Here is a 22,605-nt window from a genome sequence, read left to right as displayed (position 1 = left end):
TATTCTCAATAATTCATACTTCCGCATATTCATGCGCGTTTAATACGACATAACCGCCCTGGCCTTTTGGTCGGCCAATGACACCACGAAACAACTGACGACAATCTAACTGCTGACAAGCGTTGTCGATGGCATCTTGTTTGGTTTCGCATTCGCCGATTTCGACAGTGCGCAGTTCGTGGGTTTTAGGGTGTTCGCGCATGCCGCCATTTGGGCAAAGCTCTATTGCTAGATACATCATGCGACCATCCAGATAGTTGTATTGTGAATATCGAGTGTCTTTTCCCACCACAGTTCTATACAGGCTACTAACTTGGTTAAGCCAAAGCCTTGCGCCATAAAGTACACAGAACGAATAGCTCCTAGGCCGAGTTGCTCTTGGGTAGAGCCTGAATCTGAACAAGCTACGACGCTTTGCCAAAAGGCAAATACAGTAATCAATACTTCTTCTTGCTTTAGCGTTGCGTAAAGGTTGAAATGAAAACAAGGCATTGCAAGTGCATCGCTACGACCGGCATCAACGCATTCAAACAAATCGATGATCCAATCCGCTTTGTCTTCATCGATACCAAGTGAGTGCAGCGCCGAACGCACATTTTCGACGGGGGCTAAAATACGTTTCATGCCGCCACCTCATTTTTTATCAAGTTGCTTAGTTCGTTATACGTAGAAGTAACTTGTCTAAATGCAGTTAAGCCATCGAGGTAAATGGTTTTATCCATTAGCTTGTGCGCTGACCAGGTATTCGGGGTTTGTATGCCACTAAAGTAGGCTTTATCAACGGCGATTACTTCGAGTGCATCAGCATGGCCAATATAGCGAACAGACACGCTGACTTTTTCAGGTTTGGCGATGGCAATAAACATGAGTTCGTTGATCACATCGTTCATTGTTGGATTTGCTTTAATCATGGTATTCCCTTACTTGTTAAATTCAGTTAATGAGTAACCAGCCATTTCATTGATTACCGGTGCTAAACGTTTTATGACGCAGTGGATCGCGGCTCTTTGAATTTGATTAAATTTTTGAAACGTAAATTTCATGTCACGCTCTTCCATTCCTGCTGCGAAACAGATAACGCGCTTTATCTCGTCACCTTGTTTGTTGTAGATAACAGCGACGCGGTTATGACTAAACATGTCACGGACTTGAGCGATGGCTTGAGCCGCGGTGTCTTGGTGCTGTGTTTGTACGAGTTGTGCTTGTCCCATAACAATTCCCTCTTACATACCTGGTAATGGCAATCCACCGATGACGGCATCTGTACACATGGACACGAACGGCCCTGCACCACCGCAGCGGTTTTCAACGTCTGACATAAGAAAGACCAGTTCACGAACGGCGTCTTGTGCCTTTTTGATTATTTGGTCTTTTTTAAATCGGGTTAGCCGGCGATCTGATTCGGCTTCTAAGATGTGACGGTTTATTTCACCGGCATGGCTGGTCACGCTCATGGCGCTGAGAGTGAGTGGTTTTGATTCACCTTGTTTGGGTAGGCGAACGGCGGTTAATCCGACTTCGAGTATTGCGCTGTTGATAATGTCGTGATTATCGGTTGCGGTGGTGATTTTAATTAACTCGCTAACGGTTAATTGATGTGGCTGATTGGGGTTGAGTTTGTTGCGTAGTATTTGCCCACGCATACCGCACTCGTTTGCAATCTGTTCTAAGTTTTCTATGTCTGCAAACCGGACACATGCAGACTCTATTGGGCTCTGTTTACTCTCATTTGACTCATACATTGCTAAAATCTCCTTATATGCAATGATTAAGTAACAATCCAAGTACGCAAATGAATATGATCGCTTCTGTTTTAACGATTAATGAGAAACGATACTTGCGTTTATTCACGCTTGGTTCGATGAATACACCTGCCGAAACCTCTATAAAGCCCTGTTGATGGGCGTTTATAGTGATCTCTGATTGGCTATTGGTTTGATTATGCAAAGCGTTGTGCATCTGCTTTTTTGAACAAGGCGACAAGATTGATGAGTACTGCACCTTTATCGCTGTCTTTTGGCATGATAGGTAGCTTTCCGCTTGCAACTGCCTGATTAATAGCGCCCATTGACTGGCCTGTTGCATCGGCATATTTCTTTTTTGTGCAGTAAGGCACAGGGAGCTGTATTGTAATTGACGACATAGTGGTATCCTTATGAGTTAAATATAAATCGCATTTGTTAATATTCAATCGCAAAACTAAACATCAACTAGATAGTAGATCGCAAATGAAACAATTACAAGCAGAAATCCCACCTTTTGAGTACCAGGGTGGTAAAGTTGTGACTGAAAAGCTGGTTTCAATAACGAACTCTGGCAATTTCCAAGGACTCACAACTAAATTTGGAATCCCAAAGTCGACCATAGCAACTTGGCATCAGAGAGAGATCTCACCTTTTGAAATCGCTGTTAGAGTTCATTTGGCTAAAGGCGTGTCTTTAAAGTGGCTATTACTTGATCAAGGCGAGGCTTTTGAAAGTGCAGGTGTTATGTTAAAAGAAAAACTAGTTATTGAGAAAATAACGAACGGTATGCTTGACGAGTCTGGAGAAATGAATCTAGATGTGTCGATAATGGAACGTTATGAATTAACGCCTTCGATTACTCGCGTGATCGATCTTGATGGTTCTTTGTTATTTGTTAATACAGAAGAAACCAACCCTAGTTCAGGCCGTTATTTATTGGATATTGATGGTTCGATTTCTATTAATGGTTTACAGCGTTTACCAGGTAAAAAGTTAGCCATGAGTTATGGCAATACATCAGTTGAAGTTGCAGAAGCGGATATTGTTGTATTGGGGCGTGTAGTGCTGGCGATGGAAAAAGAATAGAAGAGCTCTCTTGATTGGCTATGTAGACACGAATCCTCAATAGTCCTCTTAATTTAGCTTGTTAGTTAAGATACGATCGAGTCCCTTGGCATTAACACGAGTTAGTTAAACGAGTGAAATTTTCAGCTTATCATCGACCACTTGTTCAATATGAGGTTTAACATGGCACGTTCTATTTGGTTTATAGCCATTGCGCTTTATATCGGCACTATGATTACCTATCATCGTTTCGAAAACTCTAAGCATGTTCTAGATATTCTAGGTAATATACCGACATTTTTTGCTTCTTTGGCAGCTATAATCGCTGGTTTCATTGCACTTAAAACTTACACGGATAGTAAACGCAAGGAACCATCTAAAGCAGCATCAGATGCGTTTCAAGAATGTTTGAAAAGCTTGATTGAAGTTCTAACAAGCGATAAAGATAAAATGTATAAGCTTTACTACGTGGGTGTTTGTCACGAGACCTTAAGTAAGGTCGAGCTGTTAATTACTGAGCCTGAGCATAAAAGCGTAATTGCAGTTACTCATAATATCTTGAAGCATCATATTGAAATTCTTCTAAATACTCATGGCATTGAAGATTACTTTTGTTTCCATAAACCATATGAGAAATCATATCGTCTGAACATCTGTGATTCAGCCAATGCTTTGTACGAATATTGGAGAGAACACATTCGAGGAAATAGTAACATTTGCAAAATATCAACCGGAAAGGTTGATTTCTTCGCTTCTAGTCCATTTGGTATCGATGAAAAACTATTGATAAAAGCACTGGCATTGTATGCGAATGACCATTTGGATTTAGTAAAAATAACCGCAAGAATAAAATCAAAAATTCAACTTATCGAAACAGAAACTAAGCATGAACTAATAGATTTTGCTGAACGTTTTCCAGTTGCGATTGCGTATTTGCTTTTAAGGCAGCATACAAAGCCGTATAGAACAGAAAATGGTTTAGAGCTTGGTTTATTGCGCACATATAGCGATGAGCACTGGACGTGCTACAACATAGAATCTGACATTTGTCAAGTTGAAGAGATCCCGAATTTAAAAGTACTTACTTAATGAACACTTATAATCAAATAATTACAATGGGAGTTATTGTGTAAGAACCTTAACATTAACCCTTTTATAATATGGGCTATATATTGGCATTTAAGATGTTGTCATTGCGTAATCGGGGGCGTGTTACTACACAAAATATAATATTTATGTTTAAGCTAATTTAGCTTTATAGGGGTGTACCATACATTCAGCCCCATTTCGCGTTAAAGCAGTTACTCACTCATAATATAATATAATATAATATAATATAATATAATATAATATAATATAATATAATATAATATAATCATAATATTTTATATTTTATATTTTGTTATCGATAACCTAATTTCATATACACGTATAATAGGATTTAACAATTGTAGGTGGGAGTCGTGGATTTATACTGCCAAATGATCTTCATCTTACACTTTCTGAAATCGTATAAAAGTAAAATATTAAAACTTTATTTTTTGATTATACATTTACACTAGCTTATATAAATATAATTCTTTTTTTCCTCGCGTTGTTAATTTAAGCTATATATTTGTAATAAGTGATATATTTGGTACTGTGAAATGATATTCACGTTATACGGGATTCCGTATAGATAAGACGTTATATGTATGAGGTAAGTTTTGAGCTCTATTAATCACCATTATGTTCCACAACTTTACTTGCGAGGTTTCGTTGCAGAATCAGGTCGTGTTCAAGTCTTTGATAAAAAGCTGAACTCATTCAAAAAAGATAAACAGACTCCTCGAACGACTCTCTTTGAAAAGCATAGAAATACTATTTTTCGTGAAGGTGTTCCTACTGATGCATTGGAAAAGCTCTATGGTACTATCGAATCTCCTCAAGGTCAGTTCTTCGACTTAATTCGTAAGGGGATCCCTTCGGATGAGTTAATATCTAAAGAAGGTATATATCTTCTAAAATCATTCATTGCTTTTCAGTTTTGGCGTATGCCAATTTTAGATCCTATTGCAGAAGAGTATATTAAAAATTTAGATCTGACTAAGTTTGATGACAAAATCACCTTAAACGGTATAAATATCGGCAATTGTGATGAGATCAAGGTACTTATTGAAACCGACCAAGGCTTTAGACACTACTTTAGAAGTTTTATTTTACCTTTATTAACATTTGATTTAAGAGTCTACGAAGATGACTTAAAATCATGGAAAGTACATCATGTTTCCCCTGATGAAAATGGGTGGAACAACCTTTTAACCGGGGATAACCCTATACTTTTTGAAGACTTAATAAAAATGTTTGGGTTTAACTCAAAGTTTATTATGCCATTGTCTAATAATCGGTTGATCACTTACTCGCCTTCTGTGAATTCAGAGATGGATCTTTCACCACTTTTTACTACTTATCTTGCAATGGCTGTCTATAACCAATGTGAGCGTTACGTAGTTGGAACGAACAGAGAATATATGGCACAGGTAAAAGCATTTATGACCTCTTCGGGTACACCAGCAGACTTACGGGCGGAAGTGTTTAAATACATATAATCAACAAAGCATTTAAGAGTGATTCCCAACGCTTGGCATTTCAGTTCAAGGTTGGTTTTGTGTTTAAAGCGCAATAGTTTGGGCTCTGTGGTTAGCGTTGCTCACACCTTAATGCGACGTTAAAGTAACAAATAGATATTAATAGTGAAGTAGTATGTCAAAAATAATTAAATCGTGTTTTTTTATATTTCTAACAGCTCTTGTAATAGCTGCAACCAGTTTATATGTATATAAATTTGGCTTTGGTTTATGGGATGATCATGAAGACTGGGCATTTCTAGGTGCCTTTTTTGGTGGTATATTTGGCCCAATATTTACGCTTGCAAGCGTCTACCTGTTAGTTTTAACATTGAATGAGACCAAAAAGTCAAATGCAGAGCAAGTTGACTTGATAAAAAAACAGCATTTTGAAGAGTCTTTTCTGAATATCATTAATTCCATAAAACTATCACTTGAAAGCAAAAATTTGGTTAATCCAGAGAATCAAAACAGTAAAGATAATGACTTCTTTACCAATGCGACGTTGTGGGTGGTTACAAAATTCAAAATTGGAAAAGATACCGACATATATGAGGATGCATGGAATACAGCCTCAAGTTTCATCAGTAATCATCAAGGGCAATTTGACACAGAAATGTTTCTCCTTCAACCACTTCTACTTAAATTGCGTAATCTCTCTGACGATGACCGGGAGTACTATTACACATTGATTAAAGGAATGATTACAAATGATCAGAGATTTTGGTTAGAAGTGTATGCAGAAGTCTGGTCATTAGAAATAAGATATATCTTAAGGGATTTCCAGAGATTCTCTGAACTACCAAAAAAGGTAAAAGAACATATTGATTCATTAACAGAATATTAAGAGTGAGCTTAACGCCTAATTCAGGGGACTGTCGCCTGAATTAGGCGTTAATCTAAATTTCATCGTGCCCTCTACTCTAAGCTGTTTCTATCCAACTCTGGTTTAGTCCGATAACGCTTAGTCTAGTTTGCCCTAAACCAATTTAGAAAATCCACTCACTAACAATATATTCATATAGGTTGACCATATATATTTTTCTTCTTCACTTAAATAAACTTGAACACAGCATCAAGTATCTCAGTTATATCTAAACTTATACTCCATATAGTTGTACTACACCAACCTTTTGTTACAATGCTATCAAATAACAAAAATAATTATAGTTCATTGTTTAAAAAGGATTTATTGTATGATCGTAGGTTTGTTTGTTCGGCATGTAAAAGCTTATAAAGGTATCACTTTCGTCCCAATCGGAACCAAATATAAATTCGTTGCATATGTCGGAGAAAATGGTGTAGGTAAAAGCTCAATTCTTGAAGCCTTAGACTCTTTTTTCAATGGTAAACCATACCCAATTAATAAAAGTGCATTAAATGATGGAATTAAAACAGCTGGAAATGAAGCATTTATTACACCTATTTTCTTAATTGAAAAATCAAAAGTCCCTAGGCAGAAAAAAGAGTTTGAAAAAATAAGTACATATTTCTGGAATATTGAAAGAACAGATATAACAACTAAAGTCCGCGGTTCCATGAGAGAGTTTTTCATGGTTAGGGATCAATTGGTTAATGATGGTTATTCCAGCAAAGAGCACTATCTTATGCTTGTTGGAGAGTCAATTATAGATCGGGATATACTCCCAAAACCATATTTCTCAAGTTTCCAGGGAGAAGAGTCCTTTTTATTACACATGCTAGACCAAAATCAGGATGAGCTAAATGAATTAAGTCCTATAGAGAAAAAAGAAAAAATTAATGGGTTAAAGGATAAATTAAAAAAATCGTTACAGGTCCAAGATTGGAAAAAATTTTTTACTGAATTAAAGTCTATCTATGCATATGTGTACTTTCCTGTTGAACTTGATGTTGAAAGTTTTACAAAAATAGAAACAACAGAGATGCAAAAGATTTTTGATAAAAAACTTAAAAATGAAATTGAAAAATCATTACTAAATGTAAATCTAGACAGAAAAGACGGTATTAATCATGCACTTGATGGTTTTGTGTCCGAAATAGAAAACATACTGAATAATGAGTATTGCTACCATACGGGACAAGGTCGAAATAATGCTGTAACTAAAAATGATTTGGTTAATAAAATATTAGAGGTGTATTTTCAAAAAAGAATTCTCAATAGGAAAAATGACATTGGGTTAACAAAAGTAAGTGAACTGAGCGCTGGTGAAAAAAGACAAGCATTGATTAATGTTGTGTACGCTTTTTTGATGAGAAACTCTGAAAGAGAAAATATGGTAATTATTGCTATTGATGAGCCAGAAAGTTCTCTTCATACAGCTCTTTGCTATGACCAATTTGAAAAACTAAAAGAAATTTCAAAAACAAATCAGATATTAATTACAACTCATTGGTACGGTTTTCTTCCTATTGTAAGTGAGGGCTATGGCCATTTTATAAATATGAGTGAAAAACAAATAAATTTCGAAACCTATGATCTGTTCGATTATAAAGCAAAGGTAAAGCAAGATTGTGAAAAATCACGATATAATATTCCAGAAAATTTTGTACTTAAAAGTACTTATGACTTAGTCCAATCAATATTTTATTCACTTCGCAGTACAAAACCATACAATTGGATAGTTTGTGAAGGTATAAGTGAAAAAATATATTTCGAATACTTTTTTAAAAAAGAAATTCAAGAAAATAAGTTAAGAATACTTCCAATGGGGGGGCAGTCTATGGTCATCAGACTATACAAATATCTAGAAATCCCCATATCTGAAGATAAACCAAGTGGAAAAGTCTTTTGTATAGTTGATACAGACAGTCAGCGTTGTGATGAATTAAACAATGGTTATGCCAATTTAACTATCAAGCGTCTTTGTAACAGAGGTGGACATAAAAAAACGAGTCTACTGACATTAGATAACAAAACTACAGACGCGACAGATATTGAGCAATCATTAGACCCTTTTGTATTTAAGAAAACGTTAGAACTTATGACTCAAGAGGATAATTACCTTATAAGAGAAACTATAAACTTAGATGGTAATAGCGACTTTAGAGAAAATTTTAGAAGCTTTCATTTAGAACATTTCTTTAAAGAAAATAACGGTGAAAATAAAGTGTTATTTGCTAAACAGTACATAGAAGTATCTAAACTGCATGATAATGATAATGAAGTGATACCAACATGGATAGAAGAAATAAAAGATTTCTTCATGAAGAAATAACGCCTATATTAAAGTTATATAGTAAGCACTATCAAGTGCTATACTAAAATAGGTATTGATACATAATTTAAAGAGGTATAAGGCCTCTTTAAATTAGAAATTATTATTTTTACTTTTCTAACTTTTCTAACTTTTCTAACTTTCCTAACAATTCTTTAAAGTAAAAATCTTTGTTTTCAATATTATGTAAATATTCACTAATCTCATCATTATTTAGTTCAGAAATAATGATCTTTAATTTATTTAATTCACAAGGTTTAAACATGTTTTCATCCACTTTTAATATAGATAACATGTAACATATAAACCAAATACAATTTTTATATGTTGATTCACTCTTGGAGTTTTTTTCTTTTAATGAAAGAATAATATCTTTGAAAAAAGTTGAGGGTTCCTTGGATTCCTTGGATAGCCTAGCTACAACGTCAGCTAAAGATGTATAGAGACCAGCATGAGTAATTGGTAATTGTTGTGTTATTTCGCTTTGATCTTTAAGCTCAGATAAGAATGTATTCCGGATCTCTTCTTGTACGTTCAGGGTGTTACACAAGAATAAATCTAAACTAGACATTCCTTTACCGCCTATAAAACTAAGTGTCGTCGGTACCTTTACGGCCTGTTTAAATAGTTGGACAGCATTTTCTTTCGTTAAAGATGCATTTAACAAATCATAGATAAATATTTGTATAAAACTATCATTTATCTTCATTTCAGCATATCTAGATTCATTAAATACGTCAGAATAATATAATTCAGTCATTTCCATATATATCTTTTCATTAACTGAACTAGTTTTTAAAAATTTTAAATTAAACCTTCTATAACTACTAATCCAATTATATGACATTTCTTTACTTTTAAACTTTGAAATTAGTTGATCAATAGAGGCTTGTCCATTACTAATTTTAGTTAGAAGTTCAATTACGATTTGATCCCTAATTTCATGACTAGGTACATTTCCCAATAACATCCGTTCAAAATAATCTATATAATCATCATTATTTTTAACACCTTGTCCAAGGTTGTTCGAACTCGAAAAAAAATATTTTAGAAAATATTTAACATTTTCAAAAATAAAATTACTTGAAACAAGATCCTCAAGTTTACTTAATAACGTTCCCTCTTCAGTCGAATTTTTTGCTGCCTTCATTCCTTTTATTTCATCTATCAATCCAGTTTTGTTCTTTATAATAAAATCAAATACTAAGGGAAACTCCTCTCTGATGATTTCAAATAAAAAGAGTGATTCAATGTTAATCTCCCCCATTAATTTATCATATTTCCAAGCAATATCGACTCGTCGACAAATATGTTTAAAACTACGCTCAGACGTTATCATACGATATGGATCAGAATAATTATGCTTATGTATTGAAAGAGATCTTTTTCTATTACCATCCAGAGGTACACATACTCTAGCACTATTCGCTTCATTAATGAATATATCAAAAAGTGTGAACACTTTTTCTTGATAACTAGCAGTTATCAGGTCTTCCCTATAATCACAAACTTTTCTTATTACTTCACTTACGTTGCTATCATAGCTAAGTGCAATTATAAAACTTATATTCTTTAACTCTTTAAGTTTATCTAGCAAAGCAGACAATTCATTACAACTTTTTAATGGGTGTGAACTTCGATCAAGATCTTGAATGGTAATAATCAATTTTTTATCAATTGTAGATAGAATATTATCTAGTTTAATTAACCCGGCTTTAGGATCAACAGACACCCCAGAAAAAACTGCCAGTAATTTTAACGGATTCCCACCAATCTTCAACGCATCAATATACTGTGAAGGAAGTTGTTTAAGAGCGCTGACATCAACATAACTAGATACATCTGAAATTACTTTAGCAAGTACAATACCATTAATACTATTAGAGTCACTTCCCCATGTATCAATATTACTAAATATAAATTCATTACCTAAATCTTTTTGTACACATTCAATTATACTACTTTTACCTGTCCCAAATTTTCCAAATAATGCAATATGAGAACCGGTATCAGTATCATTATTACTTTTGATTCGCTCTTTAATACGAGTAACATACTCTTGAAGTTGATAAGATAGCGAAGAACAATCAGAGATAGGTTTATCATTTTTAAACCACTCTTTATAGTCATTGTAAGTTAATAACCTTGTATCATCGGCTAAAGTATTTGAATCGGATATTGTTGAGGGGTATCGAAAAAGCATCACTGCCAAACCTAACATTATAGATACAATGATATAGGATATATCACTGATAAAATAAAGTCCTATACTGGTTGTATTCCCCGTTATATAAGAATTATAGCTAATCAATATTAATATTGATAATATGACAGACACCGTAATAGGTGGATAATACCACAACATCTTTTTTGATGAATTTTTTCCATAAACGTACATTACGCTAAGCCATTTATTTAAGACAAGTCCAATAAAAAATGCAAATAAACACTGAAAAATTAGATCGAAAGAATTAAATATAACGTTCCACCAATCAAACAACTCTTTTATCCACTTTATTTTTGATAAAATAACTACTATGAAAGGAGAAACAAATGCGTAAAGTAAAATACTTATCCATCGATTAAAAGTGTAATTTTCAGTCTTACTTAACATTTTATTATATATCCATATTTAATTTTTAGACAAATGGTTAAAACATTATTCCCATATCATGAATAATGTTTTCATAACGGCTTTATACGATTCATAATACTTTAAAATCAACTTACTACAAATATACAGTAGAACTAGTCACGTTTATGCTCTAACTAAATGCACTGAAGTTTATTTAAGCTTACCAAGTAACGTTGGTCTTCTTTCATTTTATAAGGTTATTAAATCAACTAGTATCACAGCTTAATACCTATAACGGTAAGTTAACTAACAACTTCACAAACCCCCACCCTAACTGTCATGTCAAATTTTACTTTGTTACTAGCTTTACGGTATACACGTAACCTAGGAAATAACCGCATTGCTAGACTTTATCATTCCCCATTTCATTTTAATAACACTCTACGTTATAGTTGATTTTATCCCGTACATTTGAGGTAGCCCTTTAAAAAAGGATCGCAACTCACCACCGACCATCTCTTTGCTATCCGCGGTCGTAGTATTCTTTATTTTGTATTGATGTCTGGGATATCGATATTGATTTGTTATCCGATAGCGTATCGTCAGGTTAATTTGGGGGGTTAAGTCCCCTTTCGCCAGTTAGATCAAAGGGGACGGTTTAGCTTTAAGAGATAAAAATGGTATTAACATCTGTAATAAAATATCCAAAGTTAAACGAATCAAACAGCCACATCTAAAACATCACTTTAATTATTTTGTTAACTATAGTTACCTATGAGCCTTAGGTGTTCTCTGGCATGGGGATTAAGTTTGAGTTTTCAGAATTCATAAAAAAAGTATTTCCTGATGGTGCTAGATCAGTAAAATACGCTTTTATTACTTCTACACCATAACTACATAGTTCCATTTTTAACTCAACAGTTAAGTCATCATCTATCTGAGCCTGATTTTTAATTATGTCGTCATATAACATTGATGTAAGTAGCTGGCGTATTTTAGCTAGGGATATGTCTTTTATTAGATCTTCCATATCCCAAGTCTCACCATAAGCTTTCACGATATCAGTAACCTCGAAAGCAATAATAGTACTCACAGCTATAGACCTATTATCTTTAGTTACTAACGCTTGGTATTGTAGGTTGCTGGTTTGCCGAGCAGTTGGATATAACTCTATGTCTGTTAGTAATTTGTTGTAAATACAGACACCAGGCTTAATTTCAAGAACGCTAGCATCTTCATGCGGTACAAATGGGGGCAACAATGACCACTCAGAACGTTTCAAAAAATATCGCCAGCAAATAACATTTGTAAACTTTACGCCACCATGAGTTCTTCTCACAACACGTAATCCAAAAATCTTAGGGATGAGCCATACGATTGGTATGAACCAGATAAGCCAGCTAGGTATCTTATCCAAAATTAGTACTAGCGCAGATTCCACTGAACCTCCAAATTATTACAATTAACGTCGCATTCAGGTGTAAGCAACGCGTCCACCGAACCTAAACCATCGCACCTTAAACACCCACCCTACTTTGAAGTGAGAGTGCTAAGCGTTGGGAGTCACTTTTATATATTATTAATCGTTTTCTCCAACAAATTCAGAAAACCTCATTGAACCTTCTTCGATCAAGCCTTCAGCTAGCATTTCACTAAACCAGTTATTAAGAGCTTCACGTACCAACGACATTGAAGAATCACAAACAGGTTTCATGTGCTTAACCCAAAGATCTACTTCTTTTTTGGAGTAGGTCCGCTCTCTACACAAGGCGCTTGCTACTTTTAGAATACCTTCAGCCGCTCTCTTATCGATTACATCATTAGGAATTGACCAATTTCGATCACCGAGACAATCCGTATAAAAGCCTATTTGTTTAAGATCATCTAACATCATTGAATGTTCAGAGTCTTTAGAAAACAACTCCTCAAAACTCTCTAATGTTCTGTGACCACTTTGAACCAGCGACGGGAATAACCACATTACATTTTTTTTCGTATGCGACCGATAAGCCTTCCACGCCTCTTTAACTTCTTTACCATCCCTTGCAACTGCTAGTTGCCGTAAAATGGACATTTTTCCATCTTCTTCAATTGCTAGAACAGCTATTGAGTACGCAGTTGGGTAACTACCGATCTCAAACAAAGCTTCAGCATCTTTTAAAAGGCGAAAGGAGTTCGCTGTAGCAGCATTCATTCCTTGCGAGATTTGCTCAGAAGTAAGGGTATTTTTCCACTGCTTCAAATTTTTACTCACAACGCCTCCTATAGAGTTGTAACATTTATACTACAAGACGTTCTAATTCCCATAATCTGTTCACCCTAGTCAATAGTAACTAATCAAATGAAAGATAGAATAAATGCCAAACATGCATTAAAGTCGATTCAAAGAAAGTGTGTAATACTGTTATTCTTTAACATTAACAATATTTTATATAGGGTTTATTCTATTATGGTTTTAACTTAATACAAAGATATTCACTACTCTTTAGTGGTAAACCGTGATACAACTGAAAAATAGTCTAATAACACAGCATAAAAGCTATCCGACAGGAATGTGGAATAGCTAAGTATTAAAGCGAGAAGTAAAAACTAAGCAAATAAATTAAGTTTTGTGAATCCCATAATTTACTTAGGGCCGATAGTATGGGGGCTTAAAGGTAAGATAAGCGGTTAAAGACCTGAAATCATCATGAGCTATTCAAGTACAGATGTGCATAAAATATTGGGGGTTGATTTAGATTTAAATCGATATTCACCAGAATGGTGCGAAATCATCTTGGTGATATGTGGGTTATTTAAAGAATTAAACAGCAAGAAATACGGCTTTAACATGATATTTTAATCAAGAACAATTTTAGCTCTAGCTCTAAAAAACCTCCAATTAGAAGGCCAAATTCAATGAACCACTACAAAGCAATATATTTCAATTAATTAATTTTTTACAAAAGGGAAACTGAGACTATTTGGCAATATAAGTAACCCATCTTTAGAAAAAGATGACTAAATTTCATTATGCCTGTATACAACGCCAGTTTTAACGTAAGGATAAACACATGAATCTATAAATTAAAATCTTGCTTTGGCTAACTAACACAGGGCTTGTTTTCAACTAATTCACAAAACTGATGCATAATAAAATGGATGGAAAATTGCTATGAACAGATTTTGAATGAGTAAATGCACATAAAACTTTGGGGCAATATTAACTTAGATCAATCATCCTAAATATAAATTAGAGTTCAAGCTTAAAAGGATACTATTTACAAAACTCAGCTTTGATTAATCCACTTTCAGCATATTGCTGAATATGCTTTCCAGTATTGCTCTTTTGTATTTTGTGTCTAGTGACATGATCCTGTTCCTTAATTTAGTTAGGAACTCATAATGCTATATTTGAAAGTTATTGAAATGTCCGGTTAATTGAGCGCTTACATTTAAAACGTATAATTAAGTTCTTTCAAAAAGGTCATCAATTTCATTGAATTCTATTAGTGCTGGCGATGTTGCTTCCCCATCATCAGCATCATCTTCGTAATCATTCCTAAGTTCTTGCCTTATTACATCAAAGTCAACATGTTCCAGAAGTTCCTTTGCTGTGAAATTCAACTCGATTTTATATTCCTTAATCATCTCGTCTGCAAGTTTTGAAGCATCGTCGTCTACACTTTCAAAATCACTCACACGCTCGGAAACAAAATCATGAATATCGTCTACACAATGTTCCCATGTTGATTCCTGAGCTAAAATAATGACATTATTACAATCAAGGTCATGATGCTCATTAAGCTCATAAAGAAGCTCTGTTACTTCTTTTAAGGTTTCATTGGAGGGGTAAATATCTATTACATCGTGAATCAACTTTACCCAATTAAGACTATCAACTGTCAAATCACCCAATTCAACTAAGTATTTCAATAGTGATATAGTTTCTCGCCCTACTTTTTCAGAGAGCGTATTGGTTGTAACTGCGTCTACTAAGGCAGATATACACTTAGACTTTGTATCATCATTAATATCATATAAAACAGCATCGTCAAACACAACGACAAACAAATTAAAATGTGAGAGAAATGAATCTGCTTCTGAAATCTTGTCCAGAAGCTTAAGCTTAACCCTTTTATCAGGAGATGGGATGTTACTCAAAAATGAAAATAGATAAGAGAAATTATAACTTTTATATGCTTTTATAGAGTTCATCTCAAATAAAAGCTCCGCTATTAAGTCAATATCATCCTTACAAATAGAAATAACATAATCCTTTATTGATGGATTGAACAAATCAAATTCAATAGATTCACCACCCACGATCCTCGTTATTAACGAACCCGATAAGGTTTTAATTGCCTTATCAAATTGAATGTTAGTAGTGAATACGCCTTTACTTTTAAAGTGTTTCTTTGCTATAACTTTAAGAGTTTCTTCATCTATGTTACTTCCAAAATAAACAATAATAAAAATGAGAATCCTTTCATATTCTTTTAATTGATTATGAAAAACATGCTCCCAGATATCTTTCGGGTTATTGATACTTTCCTCAACCTTATTCCAATATTCTGCAACGCTTATTAATTCGAATCGTTGTTCATCAGTAATAAACTCGATCAACCTAGGGTTGAAGTTTTTATGTTCTATAATTTTCAGGTATCTTTTATCAATGTAGAGTTGTTCAACATAGGCCTCGTTAAGCGACGAGAAATATATGTGATTATAAAGTATTCTTGCCTTATCAATATCTTCAAGCTTCGTTACATCTAAGACATATTCACGCTGTTCAATTTTTTTATTTTTGAATATTGCTGAAATGTTTTTTCCTTGATTAAGTATCGAAGATCTTGATGTTAAAATAAATCTTTTGTCATTGTCATTTTTGATAGCTTCAATGAAATTCATAATCTTTGAATCTTCTTTATTTTCTATTCCTTCTAAGTAATTACTACCCAAGAAGTCATCAAAATAAAAAATTTGCTTACTCATTTTATTAAATACATTTTTAGCATCTTTTATGTCATCTTCGATGACAACTAACTCAAATCCATCAAGAACATATTCAAGGCATAATTGTTCTGCCAGAGTAGTTTTTCCTGCACCTGGTTCACCTGATATAATGACGCTATGAACTTTTTCTAATAATTTTCTTGCCTCATCATGGTTACTTGTTTTAGCATAATACTTACTACATTTTTTAATTTTTTCCAGCCCCCACTCACTGTCTAAATAGGTACTTTGATTTAATAAAATCTGTAATGTATTGGTACTTGTTAACCACAATTTATAATGATTACGTTCAATATCAGGATACATTTTTATATAGTCATTTAACTCTTCCTTACCATAAACATCACGTTCTGTTAAATATGGAGAAAATACACTTGCAAGCTCACTTTTTTGCTTGCGACTTAATGGTTCTGAACATACGAATATATATCTAGATGGGCTAAGTTTTTCTACTTTGGCTGCTTCAACATTTTGACAGTGACGTAGTAGCTTAGTATAGCCAGATTTCAAATAATGTTTTGATTGGATAATAATTTCATTGCCTGAACTTTCAAAAAATCGCCCATCAACTCCACCATCTTTGCCTGGTTTAAATCGCTCAACCTTTACATTCTCACTTTTGGAAATAATATCATTAGCAAGCTCTTCAAACTCTTTATCATGAAGGGCTTCAAAGTTGTAATCTGGCATTTGATTTATGTTTGTTGTAAATTATAGGATTTCTATATATTACTATCTTTAGCTCAAATAGCACCAATTTAAGTATACTTTTCAAATTGTTATTTAAAAAATAACGATTCAAGCGAATACCTGTACTACGTGGAGCAGTTGATCACTATAAGTAAACTTGATAAAGAACAGAAGCTTTTTACAAAAAGTGAAACTGAGTGAGACTGTTTAGAAACAAATGCTAGATTTCATTATGTCTGTATGCAAAACCAGTTTTGACGTAAGGATAAACACATGAATCTATCGATTAAAATTTTGCTTTGGCTAACTAACAATGGACTTGTTTTTAATTCATTCACAAAACTGATGCATAATAAAATTATGGCGAAGCTGAGATTAACTTCGCATTTAAGTATGAGCAAGGCTACTACTAAACTAAAGTATTACGCCAAACATGAAACCCAACCTTGACCTTAGAATGCCAAGCGTTGGGAATCCTCTGATACGTTATCTTTATTGTTCCACTAACCACCCTTTATGAGAGCATTTTGAACAACCAGCTCCTTTGCATCGAGAGCAAATAACAATTTGATTAGGGTCAACACCTTCTGACATAGCCCTCTTAACTGTTTGTCTAACGATTTCGTCTACCGCAGTTTCGACAATTTTCCTTTCAATCTCTTTATCAAACTGTTTGTTTTTTCTTTCAGACAAGTTTTGCGCGACAGAAACACTTAATTCTTTTGCTTTCACCTTGGCGACACGTAGTTTTATAACCGCAAACTTAATAAAGAAGAAAGCAAAGATCACACCTATTAGTCCAGCTGCACCATAAGCTGCCCATAAAAACATTTCCTCTCTTTTCTTCTCTTCGAGTTCTATACTAATATTTTCTTTACATTCAGAGAGCAGAGCTTGGTGCTGTTCAAGAAACGGTAATACTCCACGAAGAGATAGTTCACCACTTTTCTTACCCTCATAGTTGTACAGGTTTAGACCAGTAGAATGTAGTGCTGATTTGATTATTTCTTTGTCAACCTGACGTGAATTAAACCTAACACTGTGGTCCTCTTTAAGTGATATTTGATTCACTTCAATACTAAAATTGTTTTCAGTAAACGATATGATTTCTGGATAATAAGTATCTGCACTACATGATAATACATAGCTGAACATACCACTTGAATTAGAGAATCTATCACGCACTTCGTATTCGCGTTTAATTACGAGAGAGTCACCATTAGCCTTATCAATAAAAAAGTTTCCACTCCAACTAATGTTATTAGAAGATTTTGCATGAGAGGAGATTGACAGTACAAGCGCAAGAAGAGAGCAAATGATTAGGTATCTGTTTTTCATTACTGAGCCTCAAATTTTCGAATGTTACCACATTTGTAGTATGAAATAAGCATGACATTTGTATCGTATAACGTCGTGAGATCCCAAATCCACTAATTATCACACAGAGGGGTAGTTAACACATTGAAAGAAGGTTTTATTATAAATGGTTTTTCTTTCCTGCCTCTGAAAAATAGATATGATCAACTCATTTGATCAATTTTGCATAATAAAATATATGGCAAATCGACATAAAAATATCGTGAGATAGTAATTGAACGAAGCTAATTTGGGGCAGAATTTAGAGTTAAACCTAAAATTTTGGACAGTATTTATATGCATACCTTCACTACATCTAATACCCCCCCCCTTTTTTTTATAAAATCATAAGCTTTCCATAAAAAGGGCTAAACATAAGCCGTCTATGTTTAATCCTGCGTGATAAAACATATACTATTGCTACAATTTATATAACTGTATATAAAAACAGTGCTTGTTGTTTTATAATGGTAAAGACGCCATAAACAGTTATAAGGAAATTCACCATGTCTGTTCGTAACCTCAAAGACGGCCACAAGAAACCTTGGCTTTGTGAATGCTATCCACAAGGCCGTAACGGAAAGCGTATTCGCCAGCGCTTTGCCACCAAAGGCGAAGCAGCAGCCTTCGAACGTTACACAATGAACGAGGTTGATGATAAGCCCTGGTTAGGTGATAAGCCGAATACACGGAAGTTATCAGACTTGATTGAACTGTGGTGGCAACTACACGCTAAAAACCTTAAAAGTGGCGCACATGCACACAGACGTATGATTATAATTTGTGAACACCTTGATGATCCTATCGCAACGAGTATTACCGCCAGGGATTATGCTCACTATCGGGCAAACAGACGTATGGTTGGTGCGAGTCAGCGGAATGGAATAGAGGAGCTGTCTGCAGCATCACAAAACTATGACCTGAAATGTATGCGGGCAATGTTCAATGAGTTGATCAGGTTAAAGGAATGGAACTACCCTAACCCACTTACCAGCATTAATCTTATTCCAAAGTCAGAGCCAGAATTAAACTATTTATCCCAACAACAAATAATAACGCTGCTAAGCTTTGTTCAGGGTCAGTGCCACGCAAAACAATTGACGCAGATAATTAAGATTTGCCTAGCCACCGGTGCCCGGGTGAGTGAAGCAATGAACCTTAAAGGGTCACAGCTATCCAAATATAAGATCACGTTCTCAAACACAAAAAGCCGTAAAAACAGAACAGTTCCTATCTCGGAATCGCTTTACAACGAAATTTACCAGGATAGAAATGACAAGCTATTTACTTGTAATTACGTGGCAATATGGAAAGGTGTTTCACATTGTTTTACCGATTTACCAAAGGGACAAGCAACGCATATTTTACGTCATACATTTGCCAGTTATTTTATGATGAACGGGGGGAATATTCTCGTTTTACAAAAGATATTAGGCCACGCAGACATAAGCCAAACAATGCGGTATTCTCATTTCTCTCCAAGCCATTTACAAGATGCTGTAAGCTTCAACCCACTCGTAAACCTAGCACTGTAACGTGGCGATAAAGTGGCGACAAATAATATTGGTATGCACTCATATTCAGAATTATTTAAAAACTGGTTAATTTAATGCGTTAACCAGCCTTGAAAATCTCCCCTTCCCCGATATCTCGTTTTGCTAACAAAGCACTATAAAAACCTAAACGAAATAGTTTAAAAATCACATTATATCAACAATTTAACTTTAACACCCCTTGTTCACACGTAACAAAGCATGCTAAACCCAGCTCTCAAATCAACAAAATACTCACATCTTATGATTTACATTTTAAAGGCGCGCTTGTAGATTAAATAACTCAGGGTTATTTAACCAATTTACACTTTCTAATGACAAATACAAAAGGAGTTGCAATGAGTTATACAGTGATAACAGGGGCAAGTGCTGGTATCGGTAGTGAATTCGCGAAACAACTGGCGCAGACAGGTCAAAACTTAGTATTAGTTGCTCGCCGTAAAGAGAAATTAGAAGAGCTAGCGCAAACGCTACAAGCCCAACATGATATTGATGTTAAATGCTTTGCGATTGACCTTGCAGAGCCCACTGGAAGTGAGATATTAGCGACTGAGATCCGCATTAACCACCTTGCTGTCAATGGCCTGATTAACAATGCTGGCTTTGGTGACCGCGGTAACTTTGCAGACTTACCACTGCAACGCCAAATGCAAATGATCCAATTGAATGTAAGTACCTTAGTTGAGCTTACCCACCGTTTAGTGCCAAACATGCGTGAACAGAAGAAACCGTTCATCATCAATGTCGCGTCAACCGCTGCATTCCAAGCGGGTCCTAATATGGCGGTATACTATGCGACAAAAGCTTTTGTACTGTCTTTCTCGGAAGCGATACACGAAGAACTTCGTCATCAAGGTATTGCAGTCAGTGCGCTCTGCCCTGGCCCAACCTTGTCTGAGTTTGCCGCAGAAGCCAATATTACCGATTCAAACCTATTTAAAGCCGGAGCAATGACATCAGCAGATGTTGCAAAACAAGCGTTAGCAAACCGTCACAGTGCAATTGTGGTTACAGGTATCAAAAACCAAGTTGCTGTATTGGCTGGCAAAGTATCACCCCGCTTCATCACGCGTAAAATTGCGGGATGGTTACAAGCATAATGCAGTGTATTATTAAACGCCGCGCGACGACACCAGAGCAAAAAGCGTTACGTCTTACTCAGATCATAGACGTAACCGCCGCTCGTTTTACAACGCTCAGTTATGAAGACGTTAACCTAAAGCATATCGCTGCCGATGTGGGGATCACCAAAGCAGCCTTATACCGTTATTTTAGAAACAAAGAAATCTTGTTCCTCGCTGTGTATACACAAGAAATAGCATGCTTAGCCCAGACAGCAGCCGGTGACATGGGACAGTTGCCACTGACTGATTCAATCTGTAATACGTTAATTAAGCACCCGTTATTTTGCAAACTCAGTGCGATCATGCACACAGCCCTGCAATGTAACTTAACGCTAGACGAAGCACGTCAATTCAAAAGCACGTTATTACAATTCATTGAGCAATATGCCGCAATGATAAGTGAACATTATGCTCTGAGTATCGAACAAGCGACCGAGCTGTTATTGCAGGTTCAACAGGTAATAATTGGTTGCTGGCACATGAGCCATTCAGTGGGTTCGGTTGCAGAGGTCATTAAAGAAGGACCACTACAGTTATTTGAGCTTAATTTTGCAGACATATTACGCTCGCATATAGCTCGGCTTGTTACTAGCTATCAACAGCAAGCCTAGGTACGCCGAACATTAAAATTTATCCGTCATTTAAAACCCTAAAACGTATGAAAAATAAGTTTTCTTCTGCCGGATAAATTTTACGAATGATCCACTTAAGAATACACACAAACGGCAAATTTTCAGCTTTTGCATGTGTCCGATTTAATTCACTAAATTTCACAGGCTCAATACTCAAAATTTCAATTTGGCATATTTTACGACTATCTTCGTGAGTACGAGCATCTAGAACCTGACCAACTGCATAATGGCTATCAAACTTATCACGGATCGTCGCGGTCTTTTTACCCGACAGAATTGAATGTTCCAACCGCTGGAAAAACGTCATGCAAGGACTCATCAATGGCACCTAACTTCTTGTTCTAAGTGACATCAAAAAATTCACTTGCCGATACATTCCACAGCTGTGATGCAAGGACCCCTGTTTTGTTTATGTATTTTGAAACAATATAATAACCCAGTGTATAGCCTGCATGCAGAGGTATTGCATCAGGTTCAGTTCCAAAAAACCAAGCATTATGATCGTAATTTAAATTAGCCGTTTCACTTAGCATTCTTGAATGTAAAACATCAATCATATCTTGGTTGATTGCGTTGGCGTAAAATGGAATATCACCATTTCTAAGCTCAGTTTCAAAGTGGCAGGCTAGCCCTTCGCTTATTAACGCTTCCCGAAGAGTGTCTCCATACCCTACCCCTTTATGTCGAAAGCAATGATGAATCTCATGGCTAAGGCTAGGTATGAACTCTGTATTAAGCGCCGAATTCAAGTTGTCATTATTCAAATCAAAGAACAACATTATTTGTTCAGATGATGGACTGTAACCGCTAAAACCAAATTCTGGTATGACAAAGTTACCTTCAGAAATCACCACATCAATATTGATTTCATCCAAAGGCAGTTTTTCACCAATACATTCAAGTGCTTCATCAAAAAGACTATCCAGCCGAGTCAAAAGGTCATCAAATTTTCCATGTGCATTTAACGTATGCAAGAAGATGTTCATATATCCCCTAAGCTCAGCAGCTTATTATAGCGATTTACTTTAAAATCAATAACACAAGAAGGATGACATGGTGAAGCCTCT

General features: G+C 35.2%; 21 protein-coding genes. 8 read left to right on the top strand and 13 right to left on the bottom strand.

Annotated features, from left to right (window positions below; translation table 11 throughout):
* Positions 1–13: 13 nt before the first annotated feature.
* The 6 genes from HWV02_RS08845 to HWV02_RS08820 all read right to left on the bottom strand — a co-directional run bounded on the left by HWV02_RS08845 (position 14) and on the right by HWV02_RS08820 (position 2,143).
* Complete coding sequence (locus HWV02_RS08845; RefSeq protein WP_211671968.1) at positions 14–241, bottom strand: hypothetical protein; 228 nt, start codon at positions 239–241, stop codon at positions 14–16.
* Complete coding sequence (locus HWV02_RS08840) at positions 238–624, bottom strand: hypothetical protein (protein ID WP_211690216.1); 387 nt, start codon at positions 622–624, stop codon at positions 238–240. The genes HWV02_RS08845 and HWV02_RS08840 overlap by 4 nt, the downstream gene beginning before the upstream one ends.
* Complete coding sequence (locus tag HWV02_RS08835; protein ID WP_211690215.1) at positions 621–911, bottom strand: hypothetical protein; 291 nt, start codon at positions 909–911, stop codon at positions 621–623. The genes HWV02_RS08840 and HWV02_RS08835 overlap by 4 nt, the downstream gene beginning before the upstream one ends.
* Before the next feature lie 9 nt (positions 912–920).
* Complete coding sequence (locus HWV02_RS08830) at positions 921–1,211, bottom strand: hypothetical protein (RefSeq protein WP_211676321.1); 291 nt, start codon at positions 1,209–1,211, stop codon at positions 921–923.
* Between the two features lie 12 nt (positions 1,212–1,223).
* The gene (locus HWV02_RS08825; protein WP_075473516.1) at positions 1,224–1,742 is read right to left on the bottom strand and encodes a phage regulatory CII family protein; all 519 of its coding nucleotides are present in this window, start codon (positions 1,740–1,742) and stop codon (positions 1,224–1,226) included.
* A 197-nt stretch (positions 1,743–1,939) separates the two neighbouring features.
* Positions 1,940–2,143: a Rha family transcriptional regulator gene (locus HWV02_RS08820; protein WP_075473685.1), complete on the bottom strand. Its 204-nt coding sequence runs from the start codon at positions 2,141–2,143 to the stop codon at positions 1,940–1,942.
* An 85-nt stretch (positions 2,144–2,228) separates the two neighbouring features.
* Here HWV02_RS08820 and HWV02_RS08815 point away from each other — a divergent pair, with 85 nt between their 5' ends.
* The 5 genes from HWV02_RS08815 to HWV02_RS08795 all read left to right on the top strand — a co-directional run bounded on the left by HWV02_RS08815 (position 2,229) and on the right by HWV02_RS08795 (position 8,613).
* Entirely contained in the window at positions 2,229–2,831 is a 603-nt protein-coding gene (locus HWV02_RS08815) for a helix-turn-helix domain-containing protein (protein WP_211690214.1), read from the top strand.
* 162 nt (positions 2,832–2,993) lie between these two features.
* On the top strand, positions 2,994–3,899 hold the full coding sequence (locus HWV02_RS08810; protein WP_211690213.1) for a hypothetical protein: 906 nt from the start codon (positions 2,994–2,996) through the stop codon (positions 3,897–3,899).
* A 617-nt stretch (positions 3,900–4,516) separates the two neighbouring features.
* The gene (locus HWV02_RS08805) at positions 4,517–5,398 is read left to right on the top strand and encodes a DUF4238 domain-containing protein (RefSeq protein ID WP_211690212.1); all 882 of its coding nucleotides are present in this window, start codon (positions 4,517–4,519) and stop codon (positions 5,396–5,398) included.
* A 154-nt stretch (positions 5,399–5,552) separates the two neighbouring features.
* On the top strand, positions 5,553–6,263 hold the full coding sequence (locus tag HWV02_RS08800) for a hypothetical protein (protein ID WP_211690211.1): 711 nt from the start codon (positions 5,553–5,555) through the stop codon (positions 6,261–6,263).
* A 349-nt stretch (positions 6,264–6,612) separates the two neighbouring features.
* A complete protein-coding gene (locus HWV02_RS08795; protein WP_211690210.1) occupies positions 6,613–8,613 on the top strand; it encodes an AAA family ATPase in 2,001 nt (666 codons plus the stop codon).
* 109 nt (positions 8,614–8,722) lie between these two features.
* Here HWV02_RS08795 and HWV02_RS08790 read toward each other — a convergent pair whose 3' ends face one another.
* The 5 genes from HWV02_RS08790 to HWV02_RS08770 form a co-directional block, all read right to left on the bottom strand.
* Positions 8,723–11,227 (bottom strand): P-loop NTPase fold protein, encoded by a 2,505-nt coding sequence (locus tag HWV02_RS08790; RefSeq protein ID WP_211690209.1) that lies wholly within the window; start codon positions 11,225–11,227, stop codon positions 8,723–8,725.
* A gap of 742 nt (positions 11,228–11,969) precedes the next feature.
* Positions 11,970–12,629, bottom strand: coding sequence for an SPFH domain-containing protein (locus tag HWV02_RS08785; RefSeq protein ID WP_211690208.1), 660 nt, complete (start codon positions 12,627–12,629; stop codon positions 11,970–11,972).
* Between the two features lie 138 nt (positions 12,630–12,767).
* Positions 12,768–13,442: an AbiV family abortive infection protein gene (locus tag HWV02_RS08780; protein ID WP_211690207.1), complete on the bottom strand. Its 675-nt coding sequence runs from the start codon at positions 13,440–13,442 to the stop codon at positions 12,768–12,770.
* 1,193 nt (positions 13,443–14,635) lie between these two features.
* Positions 14,636–16,873: a restriction endonuclease gene (locus HWV02_RS08775; protein WP_211690206.1), complete on the bottom strand. Its 2,238-nt coding sequence runs from the start codon at positions 16,871–16,873 to the stop codon at positions 14,636–14,638.
* Positions 16,874–17,365: 492 nt separating this feature from the next.
* Complete coding sequence (locus HWV02_RS08770) at positions 17,366–18,211, bottom strand: hypothetical protein (RefSeq protein WP_211690205.1); 846 nt, start codon at positions 18,209–18,211, stop codon at positions 17,366–17,368.
* A gap of 524 nt (positions 18,212–18,735) precedes the next feature.
* Between HWV02_RS08770 and HWV02_RS08765 the strand changes: the two genes are divergently transcribed.
* The 3 genes from HWV02_RS08765 to HWV02_RS08755 all read left to right on the top strand — a co-directional run bounded on the left by HWV02_RS08765 (position 18,736) and on the right by HWV02_RS08755 (position 21,517).
* Positions 18,736–19,764 (top strand): tyrosine-type recombinase/integrase, encoded by a 1,029-nt coding sequence (locus HWV02_RS08765; protein WP_211690204.1) that lies wholly within the window; start codon positions 18,736–18,738, stop codon positions 19,762–19,764.
* A 356-nt stretch (positions 19,765–20,120) separates the two neighbouring features.
* Positions 20,121–20,882 (top strand): SDR family oxidoreductase, encoded by a 762-nt coding sequence (locus tag HWV02_RS08760; RefSeq protein ID WP_211690203.1) that lies wholly within the window; start codon positions 20,121–20,123, stop codon positions 20,880–20,882.
* Positions 20,882–21,517: a TetR family transcriptional regulator gene (locus tag HWV02_RS08755; protein WP_211690202.1), complete on the top strand. Its 636-nt coding sequence runs from the start codon at positions 20,882–20,884 to the stop codon at positions 21,515–21,517. Before HWV02_RS08760 ends, HWV02_RS08755 begins: the two co-directional genes overlap by 1 nt.
* A gap of 19 nt (positions 21,518–21,536) precedes the next feature.
* Here HWV02_RS08755 and yqfB read toward each other — a convergent pair whose 3' ends face one another.
* Together yqfB and HWV02_RS08745 are read right to left on the bottom strand one after the other, a co-directional pair.
* A complete protein-coding gene (yqfB, locus tag HWV02_RS08750; protein WP_211690201.1) occupies positions 21,537–21,857 on the bottom strand; it encodes a N(4)-acetylcytidine aminohydrolase in 321 nt (106 codons plus the stop codon).
* 22 nt (positions 21,858–21,879) lie between these two features.
* The gene (locus tag HWV02_RS08745) at positions 21,880–22,524 is read right to left on the bottom strand and encodes a DUF2268 domain-containing putative Zn-dependent protease (RefSeq protein ID WP_211690200.1); all 645 of its coding nucleotides are present in this window, start codon (positions 22,522–22,524) and stop codon (positions 21,880–21,882) included.
* Between the last annotated feature and the right edge of the window lie 81 nt (positions 22,525–22,605).

The organism is Moritella sp. 28, assembly GCF_018219435.1.
GTDB lineage: Bacteria > Pseudomonadota > Gammaproteobacteria > Enterobacterales > Moritellaceae > Moritella.
The sequence above is the reverse complement of the archived record's forward strand: the minus strand, read 5'-3'. Positions and strand labels throughout refer to the sequence as shown.

Excerpts from the sequence above, each read along its gene's own strand:
- HWV02_RS08790 (WP_211690209.1), bottom strand. The coding sequence starts at position 11,227 with ATGTTAAGTAAGACTGAAAATTACACTTTTAATCGATGGATAAGTATT.
- HWV02_RS08755 (WP_211690202.1), top strand. The coding sequence starts at position 20,882 with ATGCAGTGTATTATTAAACGCCGCGCGACGACACCAGAGCAAAAAGCG.
- HWV02_RS08830 (WP_211676321.1), bottom strand. The coding sequence starts at position 1,211 with ATGGGACAAGCACAACTCGTACAAACACAGCACCAAGACACCGCGGCT.
- HWV02_RS08795 (WP_211690210.1), top strand. The coding sequence starts at position 6,613 with ATGATCGTAGGTTTGTTTGTTCGGCATGTAAAAGCTTATAAAGGTATC.
- HWV02_RS08770 (WP_211690205.1), bottom strand. The coding sequence starts at position 18,211 with ATGAAAAACAGATACCTAATCATTTGCTCTCTTCTTGCGCTTGTACTG.
- HWV02_RS08820 (WP_075473685.1), bottom strand. The coding sequence starts at position 2,143 with ATGTCGTCAATTACAATACAGCTCCCTGTGCCTTACTGCACAAAAAAG.
- HWV02_RS08835 (WP_211690215.1), bottom strand. The coding sequence starts at position 911 with ATGATTAAAGCAAATCCAACAATGAACGATGTGATCAACGAACTCATG.
- HWV02_RS08745 (WP_211690200.1), bottom strand. The coding sequence starts at position 22,524 with ATGAACATCTTCTTGCATACGTTAAATGCACATGGAAAATTTGATGAC.
- HWV02_RS08845 (WP_211671968.1), bottom strand. The coding sequence starts at position 241 with ATGATGTATCTAGCAATAGAGCTTTGCCCAAATGGCGGCATGCGCGAA.
- yqfB (WP_211690201.1), bottom strand. The coding sequence starts at position 21,857 with ATGAGTCCTTGCATGACGTTTTTCCAGCGGTTGGAACATTCAATTCTG.
- HWV02_RS08810 (WP_211690213.1), top strand. The coding sequence starts at position 2,994 with ATGGCACGTTCTATTTGGTTTATAGCCATTGCGCTTTATATCGGCACT.
- HWV02_RS08825 (WP_075473516.1), bottom strand. The coding sequence starts at position 1,742 with ATGTATGAGTCAAATGAGAGTAAACAGAGCCCAATAGAGTCTGCATGT.
- HWV02_RS08760 (WP_211690203.1), top strand. The coding sequence starts at position 20,121 with ATGAGTTATACAGTGATAACAGGGGCAAGTGCTGGTATCGGTAGTGAA.
- HWV02_RS08775 (WP_211690206.1), bottom strand. The coding sequence starts at position 16,873 with ATGCCAGATTACAACTTTGAAGCCCTTCATGATAAAGAGTTTGAAGAG.
- HWV02_RS08800 (WP_211690211.1), top strand. The coding sequence starts at position 5,553 with ATGTCAAAAATAATTAAATCGTGTTTTTTTATATTTCTAACAGCTCTT.
- HWV02_RS08765 (WP_211690204.1), top strand. The coding sequence starts at position 18,736 with ATGTCTGTTCGTAACCTCAAAGACGGCCACAAGAAACCTTGGCTTTGT.
- HWV02_RS08815 (WP_211690214.1), top strand. The coding sequence starts at position 2,229 with ATGAAACAATTACAAGCAGAAATCCCACCTTTTGAGTACCAGGGTGGT.
- HWV02_RS08840 (WP_211690216.1), bottom strand. The coding sequence starts at position 624 with ATGAAACGTATTTTAGCCCCCGTCGAAAATGTGCGTTCGGCGCTGCAC.